The sequence below is a fragment of the Helicobacter pylori genome (assembly GCF_003637685.1).
Taxonomy (GTDB): domain Bacteria; phylum Campylobacterota; class Campylobacteria; order Campylobacterales; family Helicobacteraceae; genus Helicobacter; species Helicobacter pylori_CJ.
The window spans coordinates 192,951-215,891 of record NZ_MVWW01000001.1; the positions used below are offsets into that span (position 1 = coordinate 192,951).

The following is a 22,941-nucleotide window of genomic DNA, read 5'->3' on the forward strand; positions in this document are numbered from 1 at the left end:
CACCCCTTTTGACCCCCTTTTAGAGGATTTTTATGGTTTTTTTGAGATAATAAAGCGTTATAAAGTTAATTAAAATTAAACAAAGGGGTTTTGATGTCCGCTCATTTTTTAAAAATCATTTTTTTAGTAGGCATGTGCGTTTCAAGTTTGTTCGCTGAAGGATTAGAGGGGTTTTTTAACGCCCTAGAAGCCCAGCTCAAAAGCCCCATCGCTAAGGGGATTTTAATGGTGATTTTCATAGGGATCGCCATTTATGTGTGGAGGAATTTGGACCGGTGGAAAGAGATTTTATTCACGATCCTTGGCGTGGTGTTTGGGATCTTTTTATTCTTTAAAGCCCCGAGTTTGGCGAATTGGTTTATGGGAATTTTTTAATGATTATCCTATCAGCGAGCGTGAAGAATTTGCGTGAAATTTCGGTTAAAGAAAAGTTTTTATGGCTGAACGCCAAATCTTATTTGATTTCTGTTTTTGCGCCTTTTATCTTGCTCCCTTGGATTGATTTATTGAGCGCTTTTTTATTGTATTTAGGGTTTTTAGCGCTCTTTAGCGCGCTGGAATTTTTTGATGAAGACATTGCAGATATTATTATCGCTAAAAGCAAAATAAAGACTAAAACCAAATGTTATAGAGCGTAGGATGTTAGAGAAGCTTTTAAACGCTATCAAGCAAAAAGTTTCAAATTATTTTTTAGGGGCTTTGCCTAAAAGTTATTCAATGAGTGAAGAAAACAACATTTTAGGCTTGTATGATGAGCATTTTTTGCTCACTAAAAACGAAAACTTAGTGGGAATCCTCCGTTTAGAGGGGGTGAGCTACACCCATTTAAGCACAGAGCAATTGCAAGATCTTTTCACCGAGCGTCAGATGGCGTTGGATTCTTTAGAAAAAGTCGTGGCGCGCCTGGTGGTTAAAAGGCGTAAAATTGATTATAAACAAAGCATTCAATCTGACTCTCAATACTTGCAAGCGATTTTGAATCAGTTTGAAAATAAAGAAGTGTATGAAAATCGGTATTTTTTAGTTTTAGAAAGCACTCACTCTTTGCATGGCGTTTTAGAGCATAAGAAAAAATCTTTCATGCACGCTAATAGAGAAAATTTTAAGGATATTCTCTCTTATAAAGCGCATTTTTTGCAAGAAACTTTAAAAAGCCTAGAAATCCAGCTCAAAAACTATGCCCCCAAACTCTTAAGCTCTAAAGAGGTTTTGAATTTTTACGCAGAATACATTAACGGGTTTGATCTCCCCTTAAAACCCCTAGTAGGAGGGTATTTGAGCGATAGCTATATCGCTAGTTCTATCACTTTTGAAAAAGATTACTTCATTCAAGAGAGTTTTAACCAAAAAACCTATAACCGCTTGATTGGCATTAAGGCTTATGAGAGCGAACGCATCACTTCTATAGCGGTGGGAGCGCTTTTATACCAAGAAACGCCTTTAGATATTATCTTTTCCATAGAGCCTATGAGCGCACATAAAACACTGAGTTTTTTAAAAGAGAGAGCCAAGTTTAGCATGTCCAATCTCGTTAAAAACGAGCTTTTAGAATACCAAGAATTAGTTAAAACCAAACGCCTATCCATGCAAAAATTCGCCCTAAACGTTCTTATCAAAGCCCCCAGTTTAGAGGATTTAGACGCTCAAACGAGCTTAATTTTAGGGCTTTTATTTAAAGAAAACTTAGTGGGCGTTATAGAAACTTTTGGCTTGAAAGGGGGGTATTTTTCCTTTTTCCCTGAACGCATCCATTTAAACCACCGCTTGCGTTTTTTAACCTCTAAAGCCCTGGCGTGTTTGATGGTGTTTGAAAGGCAAAATTTAGGCTTTAAGGCTAATTCATGGGGGAATAGCCCTTTGAGCGTGTTTAAAAATTTGGATTATTCCCCTTTTTTATTCAATTTCCACAACCAAGAAGTGAGCCACAATAACGCTAAAGAAATCGCCAGAGTGAATGGGCATACTTTAGTTATAGGGGCAACCGGAAGCGGTAAAAGCACGCTGATTAGCTATTTAATGATGAGCGCTTTGAAATACCAAAACATGCGCCTTTTAGCTTTTGACAGGATGCAAGGGCTTTATTCTTTCACCGAATTTTTTAAAGGGCATTACCATGACGGCCAATCTTTTAGCATTAACCCCTTTTGTTTAGAGCCTAATTTGCAGAATTTAGAATTTTTGCAATCCTTTTTTTTGAGCATGTTTGATCTCGCCCCTTCAAGGGATAAAGAAGCCTTAGAAGACATGAATGCGGTTTCTGGCGCGATTAATAGCCTTTATGAGACCTTATACCCTAAAACTTTTAGTTTGCTAGATTTTAAAGAAACGCTTAAAAGAACTTCATCTAACCAACTAAGCTTGAGCTTAGAGCCGTATTTGAATAACCCCCTTTTTAACGCTTTGAATGACGCATTCAACTCCAGTGCTTTTTTAAATGTAATCAACTTAGACGCTATCACCCAAAACCCTAAAGACTTAGGGCTTTTAGCCTATTATTTGTTTTATAAAATTTTAGAAGAGTCCAGGAAAAACGACAGCGGTTTTTTGGTTTTTTTAGACGAGTTTAAATCCTATGTGGAAAACGATTTATTGAACACTAAAATTAACGCTTTAATCACGCAAGCCAGAAAAGCTAATGGCGTGGTGGTATTGGCTTTGCAAGATATTTACCAATTAAGCGGGGTTAAAAACGCCCATAGTTTTTTAAGCAACATGGGGACTCTCATTTTGTATCCGCAAAAAAACGCTAGGGAGTTGAAACACAATTTCAATGTGCCTTTGAGCGAAACTGAAATTTCTTTTTTAGAAAACACCCCTTTGTATGCTAGGCAGGTTTTAGTCAAAAATCTGGGTAACGGGAGTTCCAACATGATTGATGTGAGTTTGGAAAGCTTGGGGCGTTATTTGAAAATCTTTAATTCGGATTCTAGCCATGTGAATAAAGTGAAAGCGTTACAAAAAGACTACCCTACAGAGTGGCGTGAGAAACTTTTGAAGAGTTAGTTTTAAAAGTCAGTTTCAATATCGTGTGAAACACTCCTATTCAGATGGCTAAGGCACACAAGAAATTAGGGGACTCTGCTGTATTCCTACCCTGAAGCGTTACCCTAAAATCCTATTGCATAGGTCTAAATAAGAGCTTAGGGATCATTTTAGCCATAAAAAGCTTATGTTTTCATTAAAAATGTTATGATACGCTCAAATTAGTCAAGCAAAAATTAAAAGGGTTAGATTGAAAATATTCGTTCTGTTGATGTCGGTAATTTTAGGAATATCATTAACAGGTTGCATAGGCTATCGTATGGATTTAGAGCATTTTAACACACTCTATTATGAAGAAGGCCCTAAACAGGCTTATGAATATTCCAAACAATTCACCAAGAAAAAAAAGAACGCTCTTTTATGGGACTTGCAAAACGGCTTGAGTGCTTTATACGCTAGAGATTACAAGGATTCTTTAGGGGTATTAGATCAAGCCGAGCAACGCTTTGATAAGCTGCAAAGCGCTTTCACAAAGGGGGCTGGTTATGTGGGCGCTACCATGATTAATGATAACGTGCGCGCTTATGGGGGGAATATTTATGAGGGCGTTTTAATCAATTATTACAAAGCGATAGACTACATGCTTTTAAACGATAGCGCGAAAGCTAGGGTGCAATTCAACCGCGCGAACGAACGCCAGCGCAGGGCTAAAGAATTTTATTATGAGGAAGTGCAAAAAGCCATTAAAGATATAGATTCTAGCAAAAAGCACAATATCAATATAGAGCGCTCTAGAGTGGAAGTGAGCGAAATTTTAAACAACACCTACTCCAATTTAGACAAATACGAGGCTTATCAGGGCTTAATTAATCCGGCGGTTTCGTATCTTTCAGGGTTGTTTTACGCTTTAGATGGGGATAAAAATAAGGGGCTAGGCTATCTTAATGAAGCCTATGGGATCAGTCAAAGCCCTTTCGTGGCTAAAGACTTGGTTTTTTTTAAAAACCCTAACAGGAGCCATTTCACTTGGATCATCATTGAAGATGGCAAAGAGCCGCAAAAAAGCGAAATTAAAATTGATGTGCCTATTTTTATGATCGATTCGGTTTATAACGTGAGTTTAGCCTTGCCCAAGCTAGAAAAAGGGGAAGCGTTTTATCAAAATTTCACTCTAAAAGATGGAGAAAAAGTAACGCCCTTTGACACTTTAGCCTCAATAGATGCAGTCGTTGCGAGCGAATTCAGGAAGCAATTGCCTTATATTATCACCAGAGCTATTTTATCGGCTACTTTTAAGGTGGGCATGCAAGCGGTTGCGAATTATTATTTGGGGTTTGTTGGGGGGTTAGTCACTTCATTGTATTCAGATGCGAGCACCTTTGCAGACACGAGAAACACGAGCATTTTTGCCCATAAAATCTATGTCATGCGCATCAAAAACAAAGCCTTTGAACATTATGAAGTTCAAGCTGATTCCATTGACGCTTTTTCGTTTTCCTTAAAGCCTTGTAAAAGATCGTTTGAAACCCCTAAAGTCATTGACGCTAGGGAATTGCTTTCAGGGTTTGTAGCGGCCCCACAAGTCTTTTGCTCTAACCGCCATAATATTTTATATGTGCGCAGTTTTAAAAACGGGTTTGTTTTGAGTCATTTAAAATGATTTAAAAACCCCCAAAGATAGTTTTTAAGTGTCGTTGGCATTAAACACAAACACGATATAATTATAAAACGATACGAAAACCTAAATTAAGGGGAAGTCATGGCTGATAGTTTAGCGGGCATTGATCAAGTTACGAGTTTACATAAAAATAACGAGTTGCAATTGTTGTGTTTCAGGCTGGGTAAAAACAAGGATTTGTATGCGGTCAATGTCTTTAAGATCCGTGAAGTGGTGAAATACCATGGCAATCTCACTATCATCAGCCACGAAAACAATTCGCTCGTTGAGGGGCTAATCATTATAAGAGAGCTCACCATTCCCTTGATTGATATGAAAAAATGGTTTTATTATGACAGTCAGAACAAGAACAAGGATTTACGCCCTTACAGGATAGAAAAAGAAAAAGGCGAAGACGATATTGTTATGATTTGTGAGTTTTCTCGCTGGACCATAGGGGTTAGGATCTATGAAGCGGATAGGATTTTGAGCAAGAAATGGACTGAAATGGAGCAAAGCGCCGGGTTAGGGGGATCTGCAGGGAATAACAAACTCGTGAGCCGCACGCGCTATTTTGACGGGCGTTTGGTGCAAGTGGTAGATATTGAAAAAATGCTTATAGATGTGTTCCCTTGGATTGAAGATGAAAAACACAACGATTTAGAAACGCTTTCTAAAATCCATTCTAACCAATGCGTTTTGCTCGCTGATGACTCCCCAAGCGTTTTAAAAACCATGCAAATGATTTTAGACAAGCTGGGTGTTAAGCATATAGATTTTATCAATGGTAAAACCCTATTAGAGCATTTATTCAGCCCAACAACCGATGTGAGCAATATTGGGCTGATTATTACCGATTTAGAAATGCCAGAAGCGAGCGGTTTTGAAGTGATCAAACAGGTTAAAAACGATCCTTTGACTTCAAAAATCCCTATCGTGGTCAATTCTTCTATGAGCGGCAGCTCTAATGAAGACATGGCCAGGAGTTTGAAGGCCGATGATTTCATCTCTAAGTCTAACCCCAAAGACATCCAGCGGGTGGTTAAGCAATTTTTGGAATTAGCATGAAAAAATACAGCGCTATCCCCACCCCTTGCTATGTGCTAGAGAGCGAACGCTTAGAAAAAAACGCCAAGATTTTAGAAATCGTGCGCCAGCAAAGTGGGGCAAAGGTTTTGCTCGCTTTAAAAGGGTATGCGTTTTGGCGTGAGTTTGGGATTTTGAGGCAAAAATTGAACGGGTGTTGCGCGAGCGGTCTTTATGAGGCTAAGCTCGCTTTTGAAGAATTTGGGGGGCGAGAGAGCCATAAGGAAATTTGCGTTTATAGCCCGGCTTTTAAAGAGGCTGAAATGAGCGCGATTTTACCCCTAGCGACAAGCATTATTTTTAACTCTTTTTACCAATACGCTACCTATAAAGACAGGATTTTAGACAAAAACAAGCAATTAGAAAACTTGGGCTTAAGCCCCATTAAAATGGGTTTGAGGATTAACCCCCTTTATAGCGAAGTAACCCCAGCGATTTATAACCCATGCTCTAAAACAAGCCGGTTAGGGATTACGCCTAGCGGATTTGAAAAGGGGGTGAAAGAGCATGGCTTAGAGGGGGTGAGCGGGTTGCATTTCCATGCGCATTGCGAGCAAAACGCCGACGCTTTGTGCCGGACTTTAGAGCATGTGGAAAGGCATTTCAAGCCTTATTTAGAAAACATGGCGTGGGTGAATTTTGGTGGGGGGCATCATATCACCAGGAGCGATTATGATGTGAATTTGCTCATCCAAACGATTAAGGATTTTAAAAAGCGTTATCATGATATAGAAGTGATCTTAGAGCCTGGGGAAGCCATAGGGTGGCAATGCGGGTTTTTAATCGCAAGCGTGATAGACATCGTTCAAAACGATCAAGAAATTGCGATCTTAGACGCTTCTTTTAGCGCTCACATGCCCGATTGCTTAGAAATGCCTTATCGCCCTAGTATCCTTAAAATTTCCGTAGAAAACGATGAAGAAATTATTGAAGTTGAAAAGGGCGAAAATCAAGGGGCGTTTTCTTATTTTTTAGGCGGCCCTACTTGTTTAGCGGGGGATTTTATGGGGAGTTTTAGCTTTGATACGCCTTTAAAAAGGGGCGATAAAATCGTGTTTCAAGACATGCTCCATTATACGATTGTTAAAAACAACTCGTTTAACGGCGTCCCGCTCCCGAGCTTAGCTAAAATAGACCAACAAGGTTTCAAAATCCTTAAAAACTTTTCTTATGAAGATTATAAAAACAGGAATTAAGGCTTTTGATTAAAGCTTTTTGGGGCTTGTAAAAAGGCTCACGCACAACATTCCAATACCAAGCCCAGCCAACACTGCGCCAATGGTGTGCATGTCTAAATAGATGCGAGCGAGCATGGTTAAAGGGATTAAAGGCAAGAGCCACAAGTATTTTTTAAAAGAATAACGGCGCATTAAAAACACCACCGCCAAACCCACCATGGACGAATGCCCGCTTGGCATGTTGAAATTACCCCCATAAGGGCGCTCGCCCAAACGCCGATCATTGATCGTTACATGGTTTAAGGCTCTTTTAGTGGTGTGCGTGAGAATGGTTGTAGCGATAGAGGTGTTAGCGACTTGAAAAAGCCCTATGGCATCTCTTTGGATTAAAGGGATAACCACAGATAAGATCGTAGGGATAAAGCGTGCGTAATGCTCGGTGAAATGAAACACCAAAGGTACGCTATGCTGTTTAGGGACTTTAGGGAAAGGTGCAAAAACACCCAATAAAATCAAGCCCAAACTGAACGCTAACAGAATTTTAGAAAAGCTTTTAGGCAGGCTTTCCAAAAATTTTTGCTTGAATAGGAATTTTTTCATGCGTGTTATTTTACTCTTTTTTGTGTTTGAGCAGATCCAAAGAAGGGCGATAAACAACGCTAGGGTTTTTAAGATCTTCAAACACCCCTAAAACGCTATGGAAAATCGTGTTTTGATTAATGGGGGTTTGGGTTTGAATGATGGAATGCTCCTCTTTAAAAAGATCGTTGGCATAAACGATAAAGGGGATCTCGTATTGCTCTTTAGGGGCGATGCTTTTAGGAATGCCATGCAAATAATACGCTCCTTCGCCCAAACTTTCGCCATGATCGCTTAAATAGATCATTAAGGCGGGCTGCTTGGCTTTTTCAAGCATGCTAATGATTTTGTCTAGCAGATAGTCGTTGTAAAAAATGGTGTTGTCATAGGCGTTAATCAAGCTTTCTTTGGAGCAAGAAGACAGATCGGCGCTTGAACAATAGGGCTTAAACACCCTAAAATTTAAAGGCACTTTATTGTCATAGTTGGGGCCATGCGAGCCGGCAAGGTGTAAGATGAGTAAGACATTTTCATTAGAGTGTTCTTTTAAAAGGTCAGGCAAATTATAGAGCAAGGATTCATCATAAGGAGCGATCGCTTCACAATTGGGGCATTTTTGAATCAATTCGTAGTTTTTACGATAGCTCGTAACCTTAACGTTCTTTTCGCCGTCATTCGCGCTATACCAAAAGACTTTGATACCGGCTTTAGTCAAGTAAGTGGGCAAATTTTCATAAGCGTTGTTTTTAAAAGAAGAATCTAAAATGCATTCCAAACTCGCTGTCGTGTAAGTGGCGCAAGAAGTAGCGTTAAAAAGGGTAAGTTCATGATTTTCTAAGCGCTTGCTCAATCTTGGGGTGGTGGGTTTATCATAGCCATAAAGAGCGTAATTGTGTTTCCTAGCACTTTCGCCAATGACTAGCACCACAAAGGTATTAGAATGGTTGGGCGAAAAGAGAGGGAGCGGCTTGATAGTGGGGGCGAAAAATTTAAGAGCGCTCGCTCTAAAAGCGTTCACGCTATAAGCGAAGGGCAAAATTAAGCCCCCTATGAATTTCGCATGCTTGTCAAACCACAGCCAATTTTTAGCGTTAGCTAAAGCGCTAGCGATAAAAATAAACACTAACGCCAAGATCGCTAAAAAGGGCGCTTTTTTAGAAGAATTTTTGAGGGGGATTTTATAAATGATATAGCCAGGCAGCACCCCAAAAACAACGATAAAAACGAATAATTTGACGCTCAAAAAGCCTAAAAGCTCATGCGTGTTGGTGTTTAAAACATTGCCCATCATGCTCTTATTTAAAAACACCTTATAAGCGCTAATGAAATAGAAAGCGATGGAATTGAGCCAACTAAAAACTATCGCGCTTAAGCGCATCAAAGAAGCAGAGATCAGGCCTAACGCCAAAAAAAGAGCGCCATTAACGCAAAAAAGCACCACAACCATCATGGCTATAAAACTAACCTGGTTGCTTTCTTTATAGACATAAGCGAACAAAGGGAAATGGTATAAAACGCCAAAAATAAGGCTATAGAGCAAACCGGCTTGCAGACAACTCAGGGGCTTTAAAAACTTTAAATGGAATAATGATGTCAAACACGCCCCTTAAAATCAATCAATCTTAGGATTATATCGTAGGTATGGAGATTTTATGGTTTATTTTAAAGTGGAAAGCGCTTTTGTTAGGGTGGTTGCATTAAGGGCTTTAAAGCGCGTTTGTTGTAGGATTTTATCATGCCCCATAGTTAGGATATGGGGCAAATCTGTTTTTAAAAGGGTTTATCATGAAAAGAAAGCATGATAAAAACCTTTGTATTATACATTAAAATCTCTTTTAAGGGGTTTAAAGTGGTCTTTTCTATAGAAAAGTAATGTATTAGCCAAAGTTCCCCTGAGTTTAAAAGCTTAGGGGTTTCCTTGTGGGTGGGTTTGTCCTTGACTTTGGGGCGTTTGCATTGGGTTATAAAAATAATCGCTTGAATAACGCTGATTTTTATTTAGATTGTAAAAAACGCCTTTGAGTATTTTTTGTGATTAACGCTTGAAGTTAAAAAATTTTATTTGGTGGAAAAAATTAAAAAAGTTTAGAAAAATAAAAACTTTATGAAAAGATTAAAAAGGGAGTGGGAAGTCAGTTTAAAAAAAAGATTAAACCCCCCAAAAAGAGGGTTTAAAAAGGGGTTAAATGCTTTAGTAAGCAAACACATAGTTGAGATACACGCTATAAAGCCTTCTGTATTGCAAGGTAGTGCCGAGCAAAGAATAGTAATTCGTGTTGATCGTGGGGATCTTCACGCCTAATTCCATGCCATGTTGCGCGCTATGATCAGCGCCTCTTCTCTTATTTCTGGCGAGATTGGTCCTTAAGCCCAGATTGAATAAGAATTGGAAATTCGCCGTGTTGATTTTAGCTTTATAGTAGTTGTTCACATTCGCTAAATTCACATACTGAGAATTAAGCCATGAAGTCCCGGCTAGTTGGATACCGCCAAACGCGCCAAAAGAAATCTTATTGTTTTTAGTGGCTTTATCGTTGATGAAATTCACTAACAAATCGCTCCCCACGCCATAAGTCCAAACATCAGAAGAGGCGTTGAAAAATTGGGATTTGTTATAGGTGTGGTTGTAATCCACAAAGCCGTAGTATCTTAAGCCCCACCATTTCTTTTCCCCAAAGAATTGCTTATAGCCCACTTGAAAGCCAATCCCGTTCATCGCGCCGTTGTTGGTGGTAGAAGCGGCGATTAAACCGGCGCGTCTGAAAGGGTTACTGCCTAATTCTTGACTCCTAGATTGCACTTGAGAATGGATGTTGGAGTCAATATAGTAGTTATCCTGTATGCCTTGCGGGCTATTAGGGTTAGTCTTTTTGCTCACCACATTTTGTAAAGATTGCGCATCAGGCAAGCTAGAAATGGCTGCTGTGATGCTGTCATAGTGTTCGCCTAGCTTTTTGTATTGGCCGCTGAAATTCGCTAAAGTGTAGGCGAGGTTGCGCGCGTTATGGATTTGCTCGGCTTGGTCGCCAAAATGAGCGATGCTGTCTTTTAAATTCGTTACGGTTTCTCCCACATACGCGCAGCCTGCCCCCCAAGTGTTACCGGTCACTGTGCCGGATGGCGTGCCACGGAGATGGCCATTTTGCACTTCATGGCACACCCCTAAAGAGTCTTTTACGAACTCTGCAGGGATTCTTTCAAAGTCTTTCACCACTGCCTGAGCGCGGTTTAAAATCTCCGCTTGCGCTTTAGCGTTAGCGAACATGCTTTGGGCGAAGTTGGCGTCTTTATAGGGGTTGAATGTCTTCCCGGTGTCTAGGTTGTGCTGGTTTTGCGCGTTTGCAGCAACGATCTTGGATTGCTCTACGGCTATTGCAGCGTTTGTGATCATGTCTTGAATCGCGCTGATTTCATTTTTAAAATTCCCGCACGCTGTCCCATCGCCGTTTATACCTTGCCAATAATTTTTACCGCCATTACTCAACCATGGGCATGCTTCATTAAGAGTGGTTAAAATCGTGCTAGCCTGCTTTAAAAGCTCTTGAGCGTTGTTGGAGATTTTGATATCTTCTTTAGTTTCTTTATACTCTCCATTCACCCACTTGATTGAAACAAATTGCTCGTTAGTCCATGGAAATTTCCATCTTTCTCCTGGTTCGACAGTATCATTTTTCTTCCCTTTTATTTCAAAATTAAGTTCTTTGGTGTCGCTTAAGGCTGGAATATCTTGCCCACTGCTCCCGAAAGCCTTTTGGATGATTTGATAAGCCCTATTGATTTTCGCGTAGTTTTCAGTGGATATACCGCTCCACTTTCCTGGCTCATAAAACGAATCGCAAGTAATGGTAGTCCCCCCATTTGATGGCACATTTTCAAAGGTTTGAACGCCTCCATTTTTATTTTTGTTAGAGCCAGGGCCGCAAACGCTGATCGAATAGCTCATGACTTGCCACAACCCCGCTGCCGCATTCAAGGCTAAAAGCACCGCTTGATACGCCGGGGAATTCTTTTTATCATTGATTAAATTCTTCGCGCTTGCGTTCAAATTGCCCCTTGCGTTATTGATAGCGTTGGGGTCGGCGGACTGCCTGATGAGAGTGTTTAGGACGCTATAATTCGTTAAAAGATTGTTCAGTCTTTCATAGCTGTCTGAGAGTTCTTGAATGCCCTTAGTGTTTTTCACCATTTGAGCGGATTCGCCGATTTGATAGCCGGCACTCACAAAAAAGCCGTTGTCTTCAGCGCTTAAAGCGGAAACTAAAAGCGAACCTAAGGTTAATGACAGAAATTTTTTCTTCATGTTTTCTCCTTTTCTTTTTAAAATAAGATTGATTTTATCCGTCAGATCTTGCGGAAGTGTGTCTTTAAGTAAGAACATACCGCAAGCTTTCGTTAATATAGTATAAATTAATGGAATTTTGATATTAATTAGGCATTTTTGCCCTTTCAAAAAAAAAAAAAAAAAAGGTTTTTGTGGAGTTTCTAAACAAATATTAAACCAATAAAGGTCATTTTAAAAGAAATGAGGTTGTTTGAATGGGGGTAGCTATAAAAAAAGGGGTTTTTTTAACTTTGGTTGTTTGGTTTGTTGTCAAAAGGATTTTTTCTAAAAAATGAGATTTGGTTGCTTGAGATTTGTTGTAAAAAGGATTTTTTCTTTAGATTTGTTGTAAATTTTGTTGCAAAAAGGATTTTCTTAAGGAGATAAAAAGGTTTTGCGATCATTTCCCTCAAAAACTCAAGGGTTTCTAGGGTTTCTTTAAAAAAAGTGGTGGTTTCAATGAAACGCTAATTTCTAAGAGCGTTCCCTAAGCCCAAAAAGCTTAGGGGTTTGCTTTAAAAAGTGGGGTTATTTTTGAGTTTTGGGGCGTTTGCATGCGGTTATTTAAAAATTACCGCTTGCTTGGTGTGAGATCCTTACTCTTTTAAAAAGGCTTTGAGCGTTTCTTAAAACTATCATCAACGCTTTCTTAGGGCAAAATTAGGACAAAGCCTAATCCCCTACATAGACTTGTCTTGGGCGTGTGATCCTAGCTTGCGGGCTTTTGACATGCTCTAAAAGCTGAGCGCACCAGCCCACGGTTCTGCCAATGACAAACACCGGCGTGAAAAAACGCACCGGGATTTTTAAAGCCCTTAAAATCGTGCCGGAGTAAAAATCCACATTAGGGTAGAGATTCCTTTCAATGAAATATTCATCTTTTAGCGCGATTTCTTCCACTTTGGCAGCGATTTCGCTCAATCTCTCGTCCATTTTAACGCCTTTTTTATGCAGTTCGTCTTTTAGACCTTTTAAGATTTTAGCACGCGGATCGTAGCTTTTATACACCCTATGCCCAAAGCCCATGAGTTTGAAGCTGTCGTTTTTGTCTTTCACTCGCGCAATGTATTTATCCACATTTTTCACATCGCCGATTTCTTCTAATTGGATAAGCACTTTTTCATTCGCCCCGCCATGCAAATGCCCCCACAAAGCGCTAATGCCTGCGCTAATGGCGGCATAAGGATGCACGCCGGTGCTAGCGACATTCCTTACTGTGGTAGAAGAGGCGTTTTGCCCATGATCAGCGTGCAAAGTTAGGATTTTATCAAAAGCTTCCACTTCTAGGGGCGTAATTTCCATCTCGCCTTGAGTGGTGTGTTTCAAGCGGCTATAAGGATACCCTCTCAGCATGAAAAGGATATTTTCCACATAAGAACGCGCGATGTCCGGATAAATGATGGGTGCTCCCACTTCATTACGATAGCAAATAGCCGCAAGCGTGGGGATTTTAGCGACAATCCTTCTAGCCATAGTCTGGTAATCTTCTTCAGTGTGCATGTTTTGGTGCGTGGAATAAAGGGTGGATAAAATAGACACACCGCTAGAGAGTTTCGCCATAGGGTGGGCGTTGCTAGGGAAAGCTGAAAACATGTTGAGTAAGCTCTCATGCACAAAGCTTCTGTGGCGCAATTCCAGTTCAAATTCCAAGCTTTCATCTTGATTTTTGGGTAATTCCCCTGTGAGTAATAGCCTGCACACATCTACATATTTGTATTTGGCGACTAAATCTTCTATTCTGTGCCCTCTGTAATACAATTCGCCTTTTTTGCCATTGATATAGCTGATTTTAGATTGACACCCAGCGGTAGAAGAATACCCTGGATCGTAGGAAAAAAACCCGGTCGTTTCAAAGAGCTTGGAAAAATCCACCGCTTTAGGCCCACGAGTGCATTCAATCGTTTCAAATTCATAGCGTTCATTATTTTCATTATTGATTAAAGTAACAGACATTGTGATTTCCTTAAGTTTTGATAATATTCAACTCCTAATTATAAGCCAAAAAATTAAATGATTTCTTTTTAAAAACATTTCGTTTTTTCAAGTTATTTCCAACCGCTACTTTTAAACACGCATTTAAAAAAGATTTTTAGGGGTTATAAGTATTTTTGCGCTAGTATAGTTACTCAAATTTTATAAACAAGGACAAGAGATGGCTTACAACCCTAAAATTTTACAAAAGCCTAAAGAGGGCGAAGAAATTACGATTAAAGACAATAAATTGCATGTGCCAAACCACCCCATTATCCCTTTCATTGAGGGCGATGGCATTGGATCGGATATTACCCCTGCGATGATTAAAGTGGTGGATAGCGCGGTTCAAAAGGCTTATAAGGGCGAAAAAAAAATCGCATGGTATGAAGTGTTTGTGGGCGAAAAATGCTATCAACAATTTAAAGATCATAAGGAATTAAGCCCCGAAGAGCAATGGCTCTTACCGGACACTATTGAAGCGATTAACCACTATAAAGTTTCTATTAAAGGGCCTTTGACCACGCCTATTGGTGAGGGGTTTAGATCGTTGAATGTAGCGTTACGCCAAAAAATGGATTTGTATGTGTGCTTGAGACCGGTTAGGTGGTATGGTAGCCCAAGTCCGGTGAAAGAACCACAAAAAGTGGATATGGTGATTTTTAGAGAAAATTCTGAAGACATTTATGCGGGCATTGAGTGGCAAGAAGGCAGTGCGGAAGCGAAAAAACTCATCCATTTTTTACAAAATGAACTAAAGGTTAAAAAAATCCGCTTCCCTGAAAGCAGCGGCATAGGGGTAAAACCCATTAGCAAAGAAGGCGCAGAGAGGTTGGTGAGAAAAGCGATTGAATACGCGATTGATAACGACAAGCCAAGCGTAACTTTTGTGCATAAAGGCAATATCATGAAATACACCGAAGGGGCGTTCATGAAATGGGGCTATGCGCTCGCTCAAAAAGAATTTAACGCTCAAGTCATTGATAAGGGCCCATGGTGTTCTTTGAAAAACCCTAAAACCGGTAAAGAAATTATCATTAAAGACATGATCGCTGACGCGTTCTTGCAACAAATCTTATTGCGCCCTAGCGAATACAGCGTCATTGCGACCATGAATTTGAACGGGGATTATATCTCTGATGCGTTAGCGGCGATGGTGGGGGGTATTGGTATCGCTCCTGGGGCTAATCTCAATGACACAGTGGGCATGTTTGAAGCCACTCATGGCACCGCTCCTAAATACGCCGGGCTGGATAAAGTCAATCCGGGGTCTATTATCTTGAGCGCGGAAATGATGTTAAGGCATATGGGTTGGGTGGAAGCGGCTGATTTGATCGTCTCTGCGATGGAAAAAGCGATTAAGAGCAAGAAAGTTACTTATGATTTCGCTCGTTTAATGGATGGGGCTAAAGAAGTGAAATGCTCTGAATTCGCTAGCGTGATGATTGAAAACATGTGAAAGAGCGTTTTTTAGGCTCTGGTGTTTGAATGCGAAAAAAAGGCTAATACTATCATAAGGAATGAAGTTGATAAAATTTGTGCGTAATGTGGTTTTATTCATTTTAACAGCGATCTTTTTAGCACTCATGCTTTTAGTGAGCTATTGCATGCCCCATTATAGCGTGGCTGTCATTAGTGGGGTGGAAGTCAAAAGAATGAATGAAAATGAAAACACGCCCAATAATAAGGAAGTAAAAACCCTTGCCAGAGATGTCTATTTTGTGCAAACCTACGACCCTAAGGATCAAAAAAGCGTAACCGTCTATCGTAACGAAGACACGCGCTTTGGCTTCCCTTTTTATTTTAAGTTTAATTCGGCTGATATTTCAGCTCTCGCTCAAAGTTTAGTCAACCAGCAAGTGGAAGTGCAATACTATGGCTGGCGGATCAATTTGTTTAACATGTTCCCTAATGTGATTTTTTTAAAGCCCTTAAAAGAGAACGCTGAGATGTCAAAACCCATTTTTAGCTGGATTTTATACGCCTTGCTGTTAGGGGGCTTTTTTATCAGCGCGCGTTCTGTTTGCGCTTTATTTAAGAGCAAAGCTCATTAATTCTTTTAGGCTTTGTTGGAAAATCACAATGGGGTTATTGGAGCGTTTATTAAAAAGCTCAATATAGGGCAAACTGATGCTGTGAAAAGCGGTGTTGTTTCCTTTTAAATTGATAGCGATTTGATAATCTATTTTATGGGATTTCAATAAAAAGTCATTCAGCAAACAATCATTAATCAAGCCCAAATTATCATGGCTGATCAAAAGTATTTTGGCTTTTAATTTTAGGGCCAAATCCAGCATGTTTTCTTCTAAAGTGATAGGCACGCATAGCCCCCCAGCCCCTTCAACGATGACTAAATCGTAAGTTTTGGTGAAATTGTGAAGGCGTTGGGTTAAATTGTCCGTGTCAATGGGGGCGTTTGGATCTTCTTCTTGTTGGGCGATAAGGGGGGCTGAGGCTTTATGATAACGATAGAATGAAATGTCTTTTAAGGTTAAAGAGCGATCCAAAAGGCGGTTATCCTGTAAGAATAGATGCGCATCGCTAAAGTGGTTGGTTGCATCATTAACGCCCGTTTCAATGGGTTTTAACAAGATCGTTTTAACGCCACAAGCGTTGCAATATTGGGCTAAGAGCCTAGCGCATGTGGTTTTTCCGGCATTGGTGTTAGTCGCGCTGATAAAAAGCATGGTTTAACCTTTAAATTTATAGTCATTACCCCTAAACTGATAAGCGCTATCAAAGATTTGAGCGGTCAATACATTTTTGATTTGTGGTAACTTCACATTCTTTAACGCTTCTCGTGGGACTTCAACCACCAATTCGTTTAACGCTTCGTCGCTTAAAGGGTTATCAATATCAAAAATGAAACTTAAGATATTGTGGAGTGAGTTATAGGTAACCCTGTCTATTAACGCATAAGTTAGTCTAATGCTCTCTGCTTGCTCTATGGCGGTTACGATGCTTTTAGATAGTCTAGGGCTGATACTATCAAGTTGTGTCGCTAAATCTGAGATAAAGCAATACCCTGCATCGGTGTCTATGGTGTTAGCAATCAATGTCTTACTCACTTTTTCCTTTTTGGTTTATAGCTATTCCCCAGTCCTTGCTCTAAAGCTTCTTTCTCCCACCTTTCTATCTCGTCCATATAGTATAGTAATGCGGGCTGTGTTAGGAATCCTACCACGACTATATTTCCCTTCAATACAACTTCTAATATAGCCACTAACTCCCCCACCACCACCAGAAAATAAGTTGTCTGTTACTCTGAATTTGGGCCTATTTTGTCTAGCCAATCTTGCAGCTTCTACTTCTGCTTTGAATTTTTTACCAAGCTCCTTTGGCACAGGAACACATTCTGGTATCTCATCAGTAGGTTCTAAAAAGTCATAGCTCGATCTTATTTTTATGTCATTTTTTTTCGATCTCATTTTTATACCCTTTTTTAAGCGAGATTGTAGCGCTTTATCTTTGAGCTTTCAGCGGGTCATTAGGGTTTATTTGGTATAATATCAAAACTCCATTTAAGGTTGGTTCTTATGAATATTTTATTTGGGATTAGCGACACGCAAGAATGTTATAACGCTATTAAATTCGCTGTCAAATTAGCCCATTCGCTTAAAGAGGTCCGTTTCACTCTATTGCATGTGAGCATGGAAGTGTTTATTTATAGCGAAAGCGGGATGATGGATTATGGCCAGACAGAAGCCTTAGAAGAAGAAAAAGCTAAGGCTTTGTTAAAGCAATTTGAAGACGCTTTCAAAAAAGAAAATATAGAGTGCGAGAGCGTTCTAAAAAGCGGTGATTTGATTGATGTGGTTTTAGAAATGGCAAAGGATTATGATTTGTTGTTGATCGGGGCGAGCGAATCCAATTTGTTGTATCGTTTGTTCATTTCACACCAAAATAGCTTGGTTGAACAATCCAGTATCCCTGTTGTGATCGCCAAGTAGCATGAATAAGCGGCATGAAAATGTATAACATACCCACCCCCACCATGGCGCAAGTGATCATGGTTGATGACCCCATTACGACAACGGAATTTGTCATCTCTGCTTTGAGGGATTTTTTTGACAAGTCTTTAGAAGAGGCCAAAGATCTCATATCAAGCATCCATCGTGATGGCTGTGGGGTTTGTGGCGTCTATCCTTATGATATTGCCAGGCATAGGGCAGCATGGGTTAGGGACAAAGCCAAAGCGTTAGAATTCCCTTTAAAATTATTGGTAGAAGAGATAAAATAATGGCTAAATTCAATCAAGATCTCAATGAAGTTCTAACCCAAGCTTTAAATTTAGCCCTAGATCTCAACCATGCCCTTTGCACCACAGAGCATGTGCTATTAGTCATCTTAGAGCATGAGAGCGGGGCAAAGATTATTGGCGCTTTAGAAAGAGATGATTATGATAGAATGAGGCAAATCCTTAAAGACTACTTGTTGCAATATGTGCCTTTAAAGAATGATCCCGCCAAAATGCCTGACAGGAGTTTTGTGCTATTAAGAATGCTTAAAAGAATGTATGCGAGTGCTTTTGAGAGCGTGGGCGTGGAAGAATTGCTTATTTTAATGCTGGATCACCCCGATTGTTACGCTTCAAAACTCATGGATAGTTTTGGCATCGCTCGTTTGTATTCTAATCCTACTTTGTTGGATTTGGATAACCATGGTATTCCTAATGACACTAATAATGATGAAGAAGCACCCAAGAACACTTCCTTAAAAAAATACGCTAAAAATTTGAGCGCTTTAGCCCAAGAGAACGCTTTAGATCCAGTCATTGGCAGAGAAGAAGAGATTTTAAGAGTGATAGAAATTTTAGGGCGCAGGAAAAAGAATAACCCGCTTTTAATTGGCGAAGCGGGCGTAGGGAAAACCTCTATCGCTGAAGCTTTGGCTTTAAAAATCGCTCAAAAAGAAGTGCCGGAGTTTTTGCAAGAATATGAAGTCTATTCTTTGGATTTAGCCTTAATGGTGGCTGGGGCAAAATACAGAGGGGATTTTGAAAAACGCTTGAAAAAAACGCTTAAAGAGATCCAACAAAACGGCCGCATCATTTTATTCATTGATGAAATCCACACCCTTTTAGGCGCAGGGAGCAGTAACGCTGGGAGCTTGGATGCGGCGAATATATTAAAACCGGTTCTAACGGATGGGAGCTTGAAATGTTTGGGAGCGACCACTTTTGAAGAATACCGCAGCGTGTTTGAAAAAGACAAAGCTTTTAATAGGCGCTTTTCAGTAATAAAAGTTGAAGAGCCTTCTAAAGAAGCGTGTTACTTGATTTTAAAAAAGATCGCTCCCCTTTATGAAGAACACCACCAGGTGCGTTATGATGAGAGCGTGTTTAAGGCATGCGTGGATTTGACGAGTGATTACATGCATGATAAATTCTTACCGGATAAAGCGATTGAATTATTAGATGAGGTGGGATCGAGGAAAAAAATCAACCCTAAAAAGGGCAAAAAAATCGGCGTTGATGACGTGAAAGAAACGCTCGCTATAAAGCTTAAAATCCCTAAAATGCGTTTGAGCAGCGATAAAAAAGCCCTTTTAAGGAATTTAGAAAAATCGCTTAAAAATAAGATTTTTGCCCAAGCAGACGCGATCAGTCTTGTCAGCAATGCGATTAAAATCCAGTATTGCGGGCTTTCTTCTAAAAATAAGCCTGTGGGGAGCTTTTTATTCGTGGGGCCTAGTGGGGTGGGGAAAACAGAGTTGGCTAAAGAATTGGCCTTGAATTTGAATTTGCATTTTGAACGCTTTGACATGAGCGAATACAAAGAAGCCCATAGCGTGGCAAAGCTCATCGGAAGTCCTAGCGGTTATGTGGGGTTTGAGCAAGGGGGGTTATTGGTGAATGCGATTAAAAAGCACCCGCATTGTTTGCTGCTTTTAGATGAGATAGAAAAGGCTCATTCTAATGTGTATGATTTGTTGTTGCAAGTGATGGATAACGCTACTTTGAGCGATAATTTAGGCAATCAGGCGAGTTTTAAGCATGTGATTTTGATTATGACTTCAAATGTGGGGAGTAAGGATAAGGATACGCTAGGGTTTTTTAGCGCTAAAAACACCAAGTATGATAGAGCCGTTAAAGAGCTTTTGACCCCTGAATTACGATCTAGGATTGATGCGATCGTGCCGTTTAACGCGCTCAGTTTGGAGGATTTTGAACGCATTGTCTCTGTGGAATTGGACCAATTAAAAGCCCTAGCGTTAGAGCAAGATATAGCCTTAAAATTCCATAAAGAAGTTGTGAAATTTATTGCGCAAAAAAGCTACCAAACGACTTTAGGAGCGAGAGAAATTAAAAAAATCATCCACCATGAAATCAAAACTAAATTAAGCGATATACTGCTCTTGCAATCGCTTAAAAAACCTTGTAAGATCGCTTGCTTGCTAGAAAAAAACCAATTGGTTTTAAAAGAAATCAAGTGCACACAAAAGGTGAAAGAAAATGACTTTTGAAATGCTTTATAGTAAAATCCATAGGGCTACTATCACAGACGCTAATCTCAATTATGTAGGCTCGATCACTATAGATGAGGGTTTGGCCAAGCTGGCTAAGATCAGAGAGGGCATGAAAGTAGAAATCGTCAATATCAATAACGGCGAACGCTTCAGCACCTATGTGATTTTAGGGAAAAAAAGAGGCGAAATCTGCGTCAATGGTGCAGCAGCCAGAAAAGTGGCCATAGGCGATGTGGTGATCATTTTAGCTTATGCGAGCATGAATGAAGATGAAATGAATGCACACAAGCCATACATTGTGTTAGTCAATGAAAAAAATGAAATTTTAAAAAAGGGTTAGAGATGGATTTTAGCCAATTGAGTGGGTTATTAGACGGCGTGAAAAAAGAATTTTCTCAATTAGAAGAAAAGAATAAAGACACGATCCACACTTCCAAAAGCGGTGGAGGAATGGTGAGCGTGAGTTTTAATGGGGTTGGGGAGTTAGTGGATTTGCAAATTGATGACAGCCTGTTAGAAGATAAAGAAGCGATGCAAATCTATTTGATGAGCGCTTTGAATGACGGGTATAAAAATGTGGAAGAAAACCGAAAAAACTTAGCTTTTAAAATGTTGGGGAATTTTACCAAGTTGTGATGTTTCACAAAGCCCTTATCGTTCTATGGTTTTTTGTGAATGGCTTAGGGGCTTATGATTTCAAGCATTGTCAAGCGTTTTTTCAAAAAGCGAGCCTTCAAAAAGGGGGCGTGGCTTTAAAAGAATTGCCTAAGGGCGTGTATTTATATTATTCTAAAACCTACCCTAAACATGCCAAAGTCATCAAATCCGATCCTTTTATTGGATTGTATTTGTTGCAAAGTGCGCCAAGCGAGTATGTTTATACGTTAAGGGATTTGGACAAAGACGCCCTTATAAGGCCTATGGCTAGTATAGGGGATAAAGAAGCCCTAGAAGCGCGATTATTGGTGGGGCAAAAAGGCTATGATCGCTACGCTCAAATTTCGCAAAAGACTCAAAAAAATGGCGTTATCAGCAATATTTGCTACCAAATGTTAGGGCTAGGGGTAGGGGGGAACGGCTTTATAGAAACGAAATTCATCAAGCGCTTTTTAAACCAACAAGAGCCTTATTATGGGGATATTGGGGTGCGTTTAGAAGAACATCATAAGCGTTTAGTGGTAGCGCAATTTGATCCCTTTTTCCCTAAAAACCCTTTTTTAAAAAACGATGAAATCCTAGCGATTAATGGCTACAAGATCCACTCGTTAGCGGAGTTTGAATGGGTGGTGAGCAATCTTTCATATCAAAGCCTTATAAAAGTGAAAATCAAACGAAACCATCAAATCAAAGAAGTAACGCTCAAAGTCAATAAGCGTTATGGGGGGTTTTTACTCAAAGACACTTTTTTAGAGCGCTATGGCATCGCTTTAGACGAGCGTTTTATCATCACTAAAATAGGCAATCATTTGCCCAAAGGCTTGGATTTTTTAAAGCTTGGGGATAGGATTTTATGGGTGAATCGTAAAAATGTGGCGTTCAACCCAAAAGCTTTAAGAGAAGCGTTAAGCGCGCCTAAAATTGAATTATTAGTCTGGCGTAAAGGCTTTGAATTTTACATTAAAGTCCGTTGAAATTGATGAAAAATGACGCTTATGAAATCATTCTTTCTTGGTTTATCACGCCTCTCACGGCGATTTTAGGGCGTTTCGCTGAATTTTTCCTCTACACCTTGCATGCGCAATTGGTGTTTAATAGCGTGGTCGCTTTAGCGTTCATGCTCTTTGCTTATAGGAGTTTGAAAGAGCAGAATTTTTTCAGCGCTAGCGCGCTTTTAGAGGCGTTATTATTTGTGGGGTTTTTTGCGCTGTTTAACTACGCTTTGAAAAACCCTTCGCATTTTTATGAATTGTTTCAAAACGCTATTTTCATTGCGCCTAACATGATCACGCAAAGCCTTTCTCAAAGCTTGAGTAACTTTTCTAACCATGCGCTTTCTTTAGATTTTATCTTTAATCATGGTTTTTATGCCCTTAGCTTTATCAGCGATTTGAGCCATAATGAAATGTCTGTGTGGCTTTTTTTAAGCATTTTGCAAGCGCTTTTTTTGAGCGTTCTGTTTGCGATCATCATTTTAGTGTATTTGGAAGTGCATGTGTGGTGTTCTTTAGGGGCACTGTTTTTAGCGTTTGGGTTTTTCAAAACCTGGAGGAGCGTTGTGTTTATATGCCTAAAAAAATGCTTCGCTCTTGGGTTTTACAAGCCTTTTTTGTTGTTGGTGGGGTTTTTGAATGTGTCGGTTACTAAGGCGTTAATAGACGCTAGCATGCAAGAAAAACAAGACTTAAGCCTTTTATTGGTGGTAGCGTTATTTTTGTGTTGCGTTTTTATCATAGGCGTGCCTTTTTTCATCAACGCTTTGTTTAGGGTGCAAAACAGCCTTAAAGAAACTTACAAACTCGCCACCAATTTGAGCGCTAACCTCAGCCAAAACGCTCTCAATTCCTTACAATACATTACTACCCCACCCTCTCCATCTAGCGTTTCTTCTTCTGTGAGCCAAAGCGTCTCTAAAGAAAAAGAAACGCATTCCCCCACATTTAAGGTAGAAACCACTCAATTAGATGTAAAAATTCCAAATTTCAAGCAAAAAAAGGTTAAAAAGGATACAATAAATACAAAAAATGAAATTTAAATAAATG

The 22,941-nt window shown here is 39.8% G+C and carries 21 protein-coding genes, 1 other RNA gene and 1 pseudogene; 15 read left to right on the forward strand and 8 right to left on the reverse strand.

Annotation, left to right across the window (positions count from 1 at the left end):
• Positions 1-93 precede the first annotated feature (93 nt).
• From EAL44_RS00945 to EAL44_RS00955, 3 genes are read left to right on the forward strand one after another with little or no spacing between them, the layout of a single operon-like run.
• On the forward strand, positions 94-375 hold the full coding sequence (locus EAL44_RS00945) for a TrbC/VirB2 family protein (RefSeq protein WP_001272686.1): 282 nt from the start codon (positions 94-96) through the stop codon (positions 373-375).
• A complete protein-coding gene (locus EAL44_RS00950) occupies positions 375-638 on the forward strand; it encodes a hypothetical protein (RefSeq protein WP_000584948.1) in 264 nt (87 codons plus the stop codon). Before EAL44_RS00945 ends, EAL44_RS00950 begins: the two co-directional genes overlap by 1 nt.
• Position 639: 1 nt before the next feature.
• Entirely contained in the window at positions 640-3,003 is a 2,364-nt protein-coding gene (locus EAL44_RS00955) for a VirB4 family type IV secretion/conjugal transfer ATPase (RefSeq protein WP_121073714.1), read from the forward strand.
• Positions 3,004-3,037: 34 nt separating this feature from the next.
• Here the strand turns inward: EAL44_RS00955 and ffs are convergent.
• Positions 3,038-3,135: signal recognition particle sRNA small type (gene ffs / locus EAL44_RS00960), an RNA gene on the reverse strand.
• Between the two features lie 166 nt (positions 3,136-3,301).
• Between ffs and EAL44_RS00965 the strand changes: the two genes are divergently transcribed.
• From EAL44_RS00965 to nspC, 3 genes are all read left to right on the forward strand, one after another.
• Positions 3,302-4,642: a COG3014 family protein gene (locus EAL44_RS00965; protein WP_205585217.1), complete on the forward strand. Its 1,341-nt coding sequence runs from the start codon at positions 3,302-3,304 to the stop codon at positions 4,640-4,642.
• A 99-nt stretch (positions 4,643-4,741) separates the two neighbouring features.
• Complete coding sequence (gene cheV1 / locus EAL44_RS00970) at positions 4,742-5,707, forward strand: chemotaxis protein CheV1 (RefSeq protein WP_003013557.1); 966 nt, start codon at positions 4,742-4,744, stop codon at positions 5,705-5,707.
• Positions 5,704-6,921 (forward strand): carboxynorspermidine decarboxylase, encoded by a 1,218-nt coding sequence (gene nspC, locus EAL44_RS00975; RefSeq protein WP_121073720.1) that lies wholly within the window; start codon positions 5,704-5,706, stop codon positions 6,919-6,921. Before cheV1 ends, nspC begins: the two co-directional genes overlap by 4 nt.
• Positions 6,922-6,930: 9 nt before the next feature.
• On the opposite strand, the gene lpxE is transcribed toward nspC, so the two are convergent.
• From lpxE to EAL44_RS01000, 4 genes are all read right to left on the reverse strand, one after another.
• The gene (lpxE, locus tag EAL44_RS00980; RefSeq protein WP_121073723.1) at positions 6,931-7,503 is read right to left on the reverse strand and encodes a lipid A 1-phosphatase LpxE; all 573 of its coding nucleotides are present in this window, start codon (positions 7,501-7,503) and stop codon (positions 6,931-6,933) included.
• 10 nt (positions 7,504-7,513) lie between these two features.
• Positions 7,514-9,079, reverse strand: a complete 1,566-nt coding sequence (eptA, locus tag EAL44_RS00985; protein ID WP_121073726.1) for a phosphoethanolamine--lipid A transferase EptA — start codon at positions 9,077-9,079, stop codon at positions 7,514-7,516.
• Positions 9,080-9,673: 594 nt separating this feature from the next.
• Positions 9,674-11,782 (reverse strand): Hop family adhesin LabA, encoded by a 2,109-nt coding sequence (labA, locus tag EAL44_RS00990; protein WP_121073729.1) that lies wholly within the window; start codon positions 11,780-11,782, stop codon positions 9,674-9,676.
• Between the two features lie 693 nt (positions 11,783-12,475).
• Positions 12,476-13,756: a citrate synthase gene (locus EAL44_RS01000; protein ID WP_121073732.1), complete on the reverse strand. Its 1,281-nt coding sequence runs from the start codon at positions 13,754-13,756 to the stop codon at positions 12,476-12,478.
• A gap of 199 nt (positions 13,757-13,955) precedes the next feature.
• Between EAL44_RS01000 and icd the strand changes: the two genes are divergently transcribed.
• Both icd and EAL44_RS01010 read left to right on the forward strand, forming a co-directional pair.
• Positions 13,956-15,233 (forward strand): isocitrate dehydrogenase (NADP(+)), encoded by a 1,278-nt coding sequence (gene icd / locus EAL44_RS01005; RefSeq protein WP_121073735.1) that lies wholly within the window; start codon positions 13,956-13,958, stop codon positions 15,231-15,233.
• Between the two features lie 67 nt (positions 15,234-15,300).
• Positions 15,301-15,828 carry a DUF1523 family protein gene (locus EAL44_RS01010; protein ID WP_162967479.1) on the forward strand — a complete coding sequence of 176 codons (528 nt, stop codon included), beginning with the start codon at positions 15,301-15,303 and terminating at the stop codon, positions 15,826-15,828.
• On the opposite strand, the gene bioD is transcribed toward EAL44_RS01010, so the two are convergent.
• The 3 genes and pseudogenes from bioD to EAL44_RS01025 form a co-directional block, all read right to left on the reverse strand.
• Positions 15,805-16,461 carry a dethiobiotin synthase gene (bioD, locus tag EAL44_RS01015; RefSeq protein WP_121073738.1) on the reverse strand — a complete coding sequence of 219 codons (657 nt, stop codon included), beginning with the start codon at positions 16,459-16,461 and terminating at the stop codon, positions 15,805-15,807. The genes EAL44_RS01010 and bioD overlap by 24 nt on opposite strands.
• Before the next feature lie 3 nt (positions 16,462-16,464).
• Positions 16,465-16,848: pseudogene (locus tag EAL44_RS01020) on the reverse strand (hypothetical protein); the annotation flags it as partial.
• 15 nt (positions 16,849-16,863) lie between these two features.
• Positions 16,864-17,202: a hypothetical protein gene (locus tag EAL44_RS01025; RefSeq protein WP_121073741.1), complete on the reverse strand. Its 339-nt coding sequence runs from the start codon at positions 17,200-17,202 to the stop codon at positions 16,864-16,866.
• 108 nt (positions 17,203-17,310) lie between these two features.
• On the opposite strand from EAL44_RS01025, the gene EAL44_RS01030 reads away from it, so the two are divergent.
• From EAL44_RS01030 to EAL44_RS01060, 7 genes are read left to right on the forward strand one after another with little or no spacing between them, the layout of a single operon-like run.
• Complete coding sequence (locus EAL44_RS01030) at positions 17,311-17,724, forward strand: universal stress protein (RefSeq protein WP_001023008.1); 414 nt, start codon at positions 17,311-17,313, stop codon at positions 17,722-17,724.
• 14 nt (positions 17,725-17,738) lie between these two features.
• On the forward strand, positions 17,739-18,014 hold the full coding sequence (locus EAL44_RS01035) for an ATP-dependent Clp protease adaptor ClpS (protein WP_120906441.1): 276 nt from the start codon (positions 17,739-17,741) through the stop codon (positions 18,012-18,014).
• Positions 18,014-20,239: an AAA family ATPase gene (locus EAL44_RS01040; protein WP_121073744.1), complete on the forward strand. Its 2,226-nt coding sequence runs from the start codon at positions 18,014-18,016 to the stop codon at positions 20,237-20,239. Before EAL44_RS01035 ends, EAL44_RS01040 begins: the two co-directional genes overlap by 1 nt.
• Positions 20,229-20,582: an aspartate 1-decarboxylase gene (gene panD, locus EAL44_RS01045; RefSeq protein ID WP_121073747.1), complete on the forward strand. Its 354-nt coding sequence runs from the start codon at positions 20,229-20,231 to the stop codon at positions 20,580-20,582. Before EAL44_RS01040 ends, panD begins: the two co-directional genes overlap by 11 nt.
• Positions 20,583-20,584: 2 nt before the next feature.
• On the forward strand, positions 20,585-20,878 hold the full coding sequence (locus EAL44_RS01050) for a YbaB/EbfC family nucleoid-associated protein (protein WP_121073750.1): 294 nt from the start codon (positions 20,585-20,587) through the stop codon (positions 20,876-20,878).
• A complete protein-coding gene (locus EAL44_RS01055) occupies positions 20,878-21,873 on the forward strand; it encodes a PDZ domain-containing protein (protein ID WP_121073753.1) in 996 nt (331 codons plus the stop codon). The genes EAL44_RS01050 and EAL44_RS01055 overlap by 1 nt, the downstream gene beginning before the upstream one ends.
• Before the next feature lie 5 nt (positions 21,874-21,878).
• Positions 21,879-22,934: a type IV secretion system protein gene (locus EAL44_RS01060; RefSeq protein WP_121073756.1), complete on the forward strand. Its 1,056-nt coding sequence runs from the start codon at positions 21,879-21,881 to the stop codon at positions 22,932-22,934.
• The last annotated feature ends 7 nt before the right edge of the window (positions 22,935-22,941 follow it).

Coding starts and splice junctions, on each gene's coding strand:
- EAL44_RS00945 (WP_001272686.1), top strand. CDS start 94: ATGTCCGCTCATTTTTTAAAAATCATTTTTTTAGTAGGCATGTGCGTT.
- EAL44_RS00950 (WP_000584948.1), top strand. CDS start 375: ATGATTATCCTATCAGCGAGCGTGAAGAATTTGCGTGAAATTTCGGTT.
- EAL44_RS00955 (WP_121073714.1), top strand. CDS start 640: ATGTTAGAGAAGCTTTTAAACGCTATCAAGCAAAAAGTTTCAAATTAT.
- EAL44_RS00965 (WP_205585217.1), top strand. CDS start 3,302: ATGGATTTAGAGCATTTTAACACACTCTATTATGAAGAAGGCCCTAAA.
- cheV1 (WP_003013557.1), top strand. CDS start 4,742: ATGGCTGATAGTTTAGCGGGCATTGATCAAGTTACGAGTTTACATAAA.
- nspC (WP_121073720.1), top strand. CDS start 5,704: ATGAAAAAATACAGCGCTATCCCCACCCCTTGCTATGTGCTAGAGAGC.
- lpxE (WP_121073723.1), bottom strand. CDS start 7,503: ATGAAAAAATTCCTATTCAAGCAAAAATTTTTGGAAAGCCTGCCTAAA.
- labA (WP_121073729.1), bottom strand. CDS start 11,782: ATGAAGAAAAAATTTCTGTCATTAACCTTAGGTTCGCTTTTAGTTTCC.
- EAL44_RS01000 (WP_121073732.1), bottom strand. CDS start 13,756: ATGTCTGTTACTTTAATCAATAATGAAAATAATGAACGCTATGAATTT.
- icd (WP_121073735.1), top strand. CDS start 13,956: ATGGCTTACAACCCTAAAATTTTACAAAAGCCTAAAGAGGGCGAAGAA.
- bioD (WP_121073738.1), bottom strand. CDS start 16,461: ATGCTTTTTATCAGCGCGACTAACACCAATGCCGGAAAAACCACATGC.
- EAL44_RS01025 (WP_121073741.1), bottom strand. CDS start 17,202: ATGAGATCGAAAAAAAATGACATAAAAATAAGATCGAGCTATGACTTT.
- EAL44_RS01030 (WP_001023008.1), top strand. CDS start 17,311: ATGAATATTTTATTTGGGATTAGCGACACGCAAGAATGTTATAACGCT.
- EAL44_RS01035 (WP_120906441.1), top strand. CDS start 17,739: ATGAAAATGTATAACATACCCACCCCCACCATGGCGCAAGTGATCATG.
- EAL44_RS01040 (WP_121073744.1), top strand. CDS start 18,014: ATGGCTAAATTCAATCAAGATCTCAATGAAGTTCTAACCCAAGCTTTA.
- panD (WP_121073747.1), top strand. CDS start 20,229: ATGACTTTTGAAATGCTTTATAGTAAAATCCATAGGGCTACTATCACA.
- EAL44_RS01050 (WP_121073750.1), top strand. CDS start 20,585: ATGGATTTTAGCCAATTGAGTGGGTTATTAGACGGCGTGAAAAAAGAA.
- EAL44_RS01055 (WP_121073753.1), top strand. CDS start 20,878: ATGTTTCACAAAGCCCTTATCGTTCTATGGTTTTTTGTGAATGGCTTA.
- EAL44_RS01060 (WP_121073756.1), top strand. CDS start 21,879: ATGAAAAATGACGCTTATGAAATCATTCTTTCTTGGTTTATCACGCCT.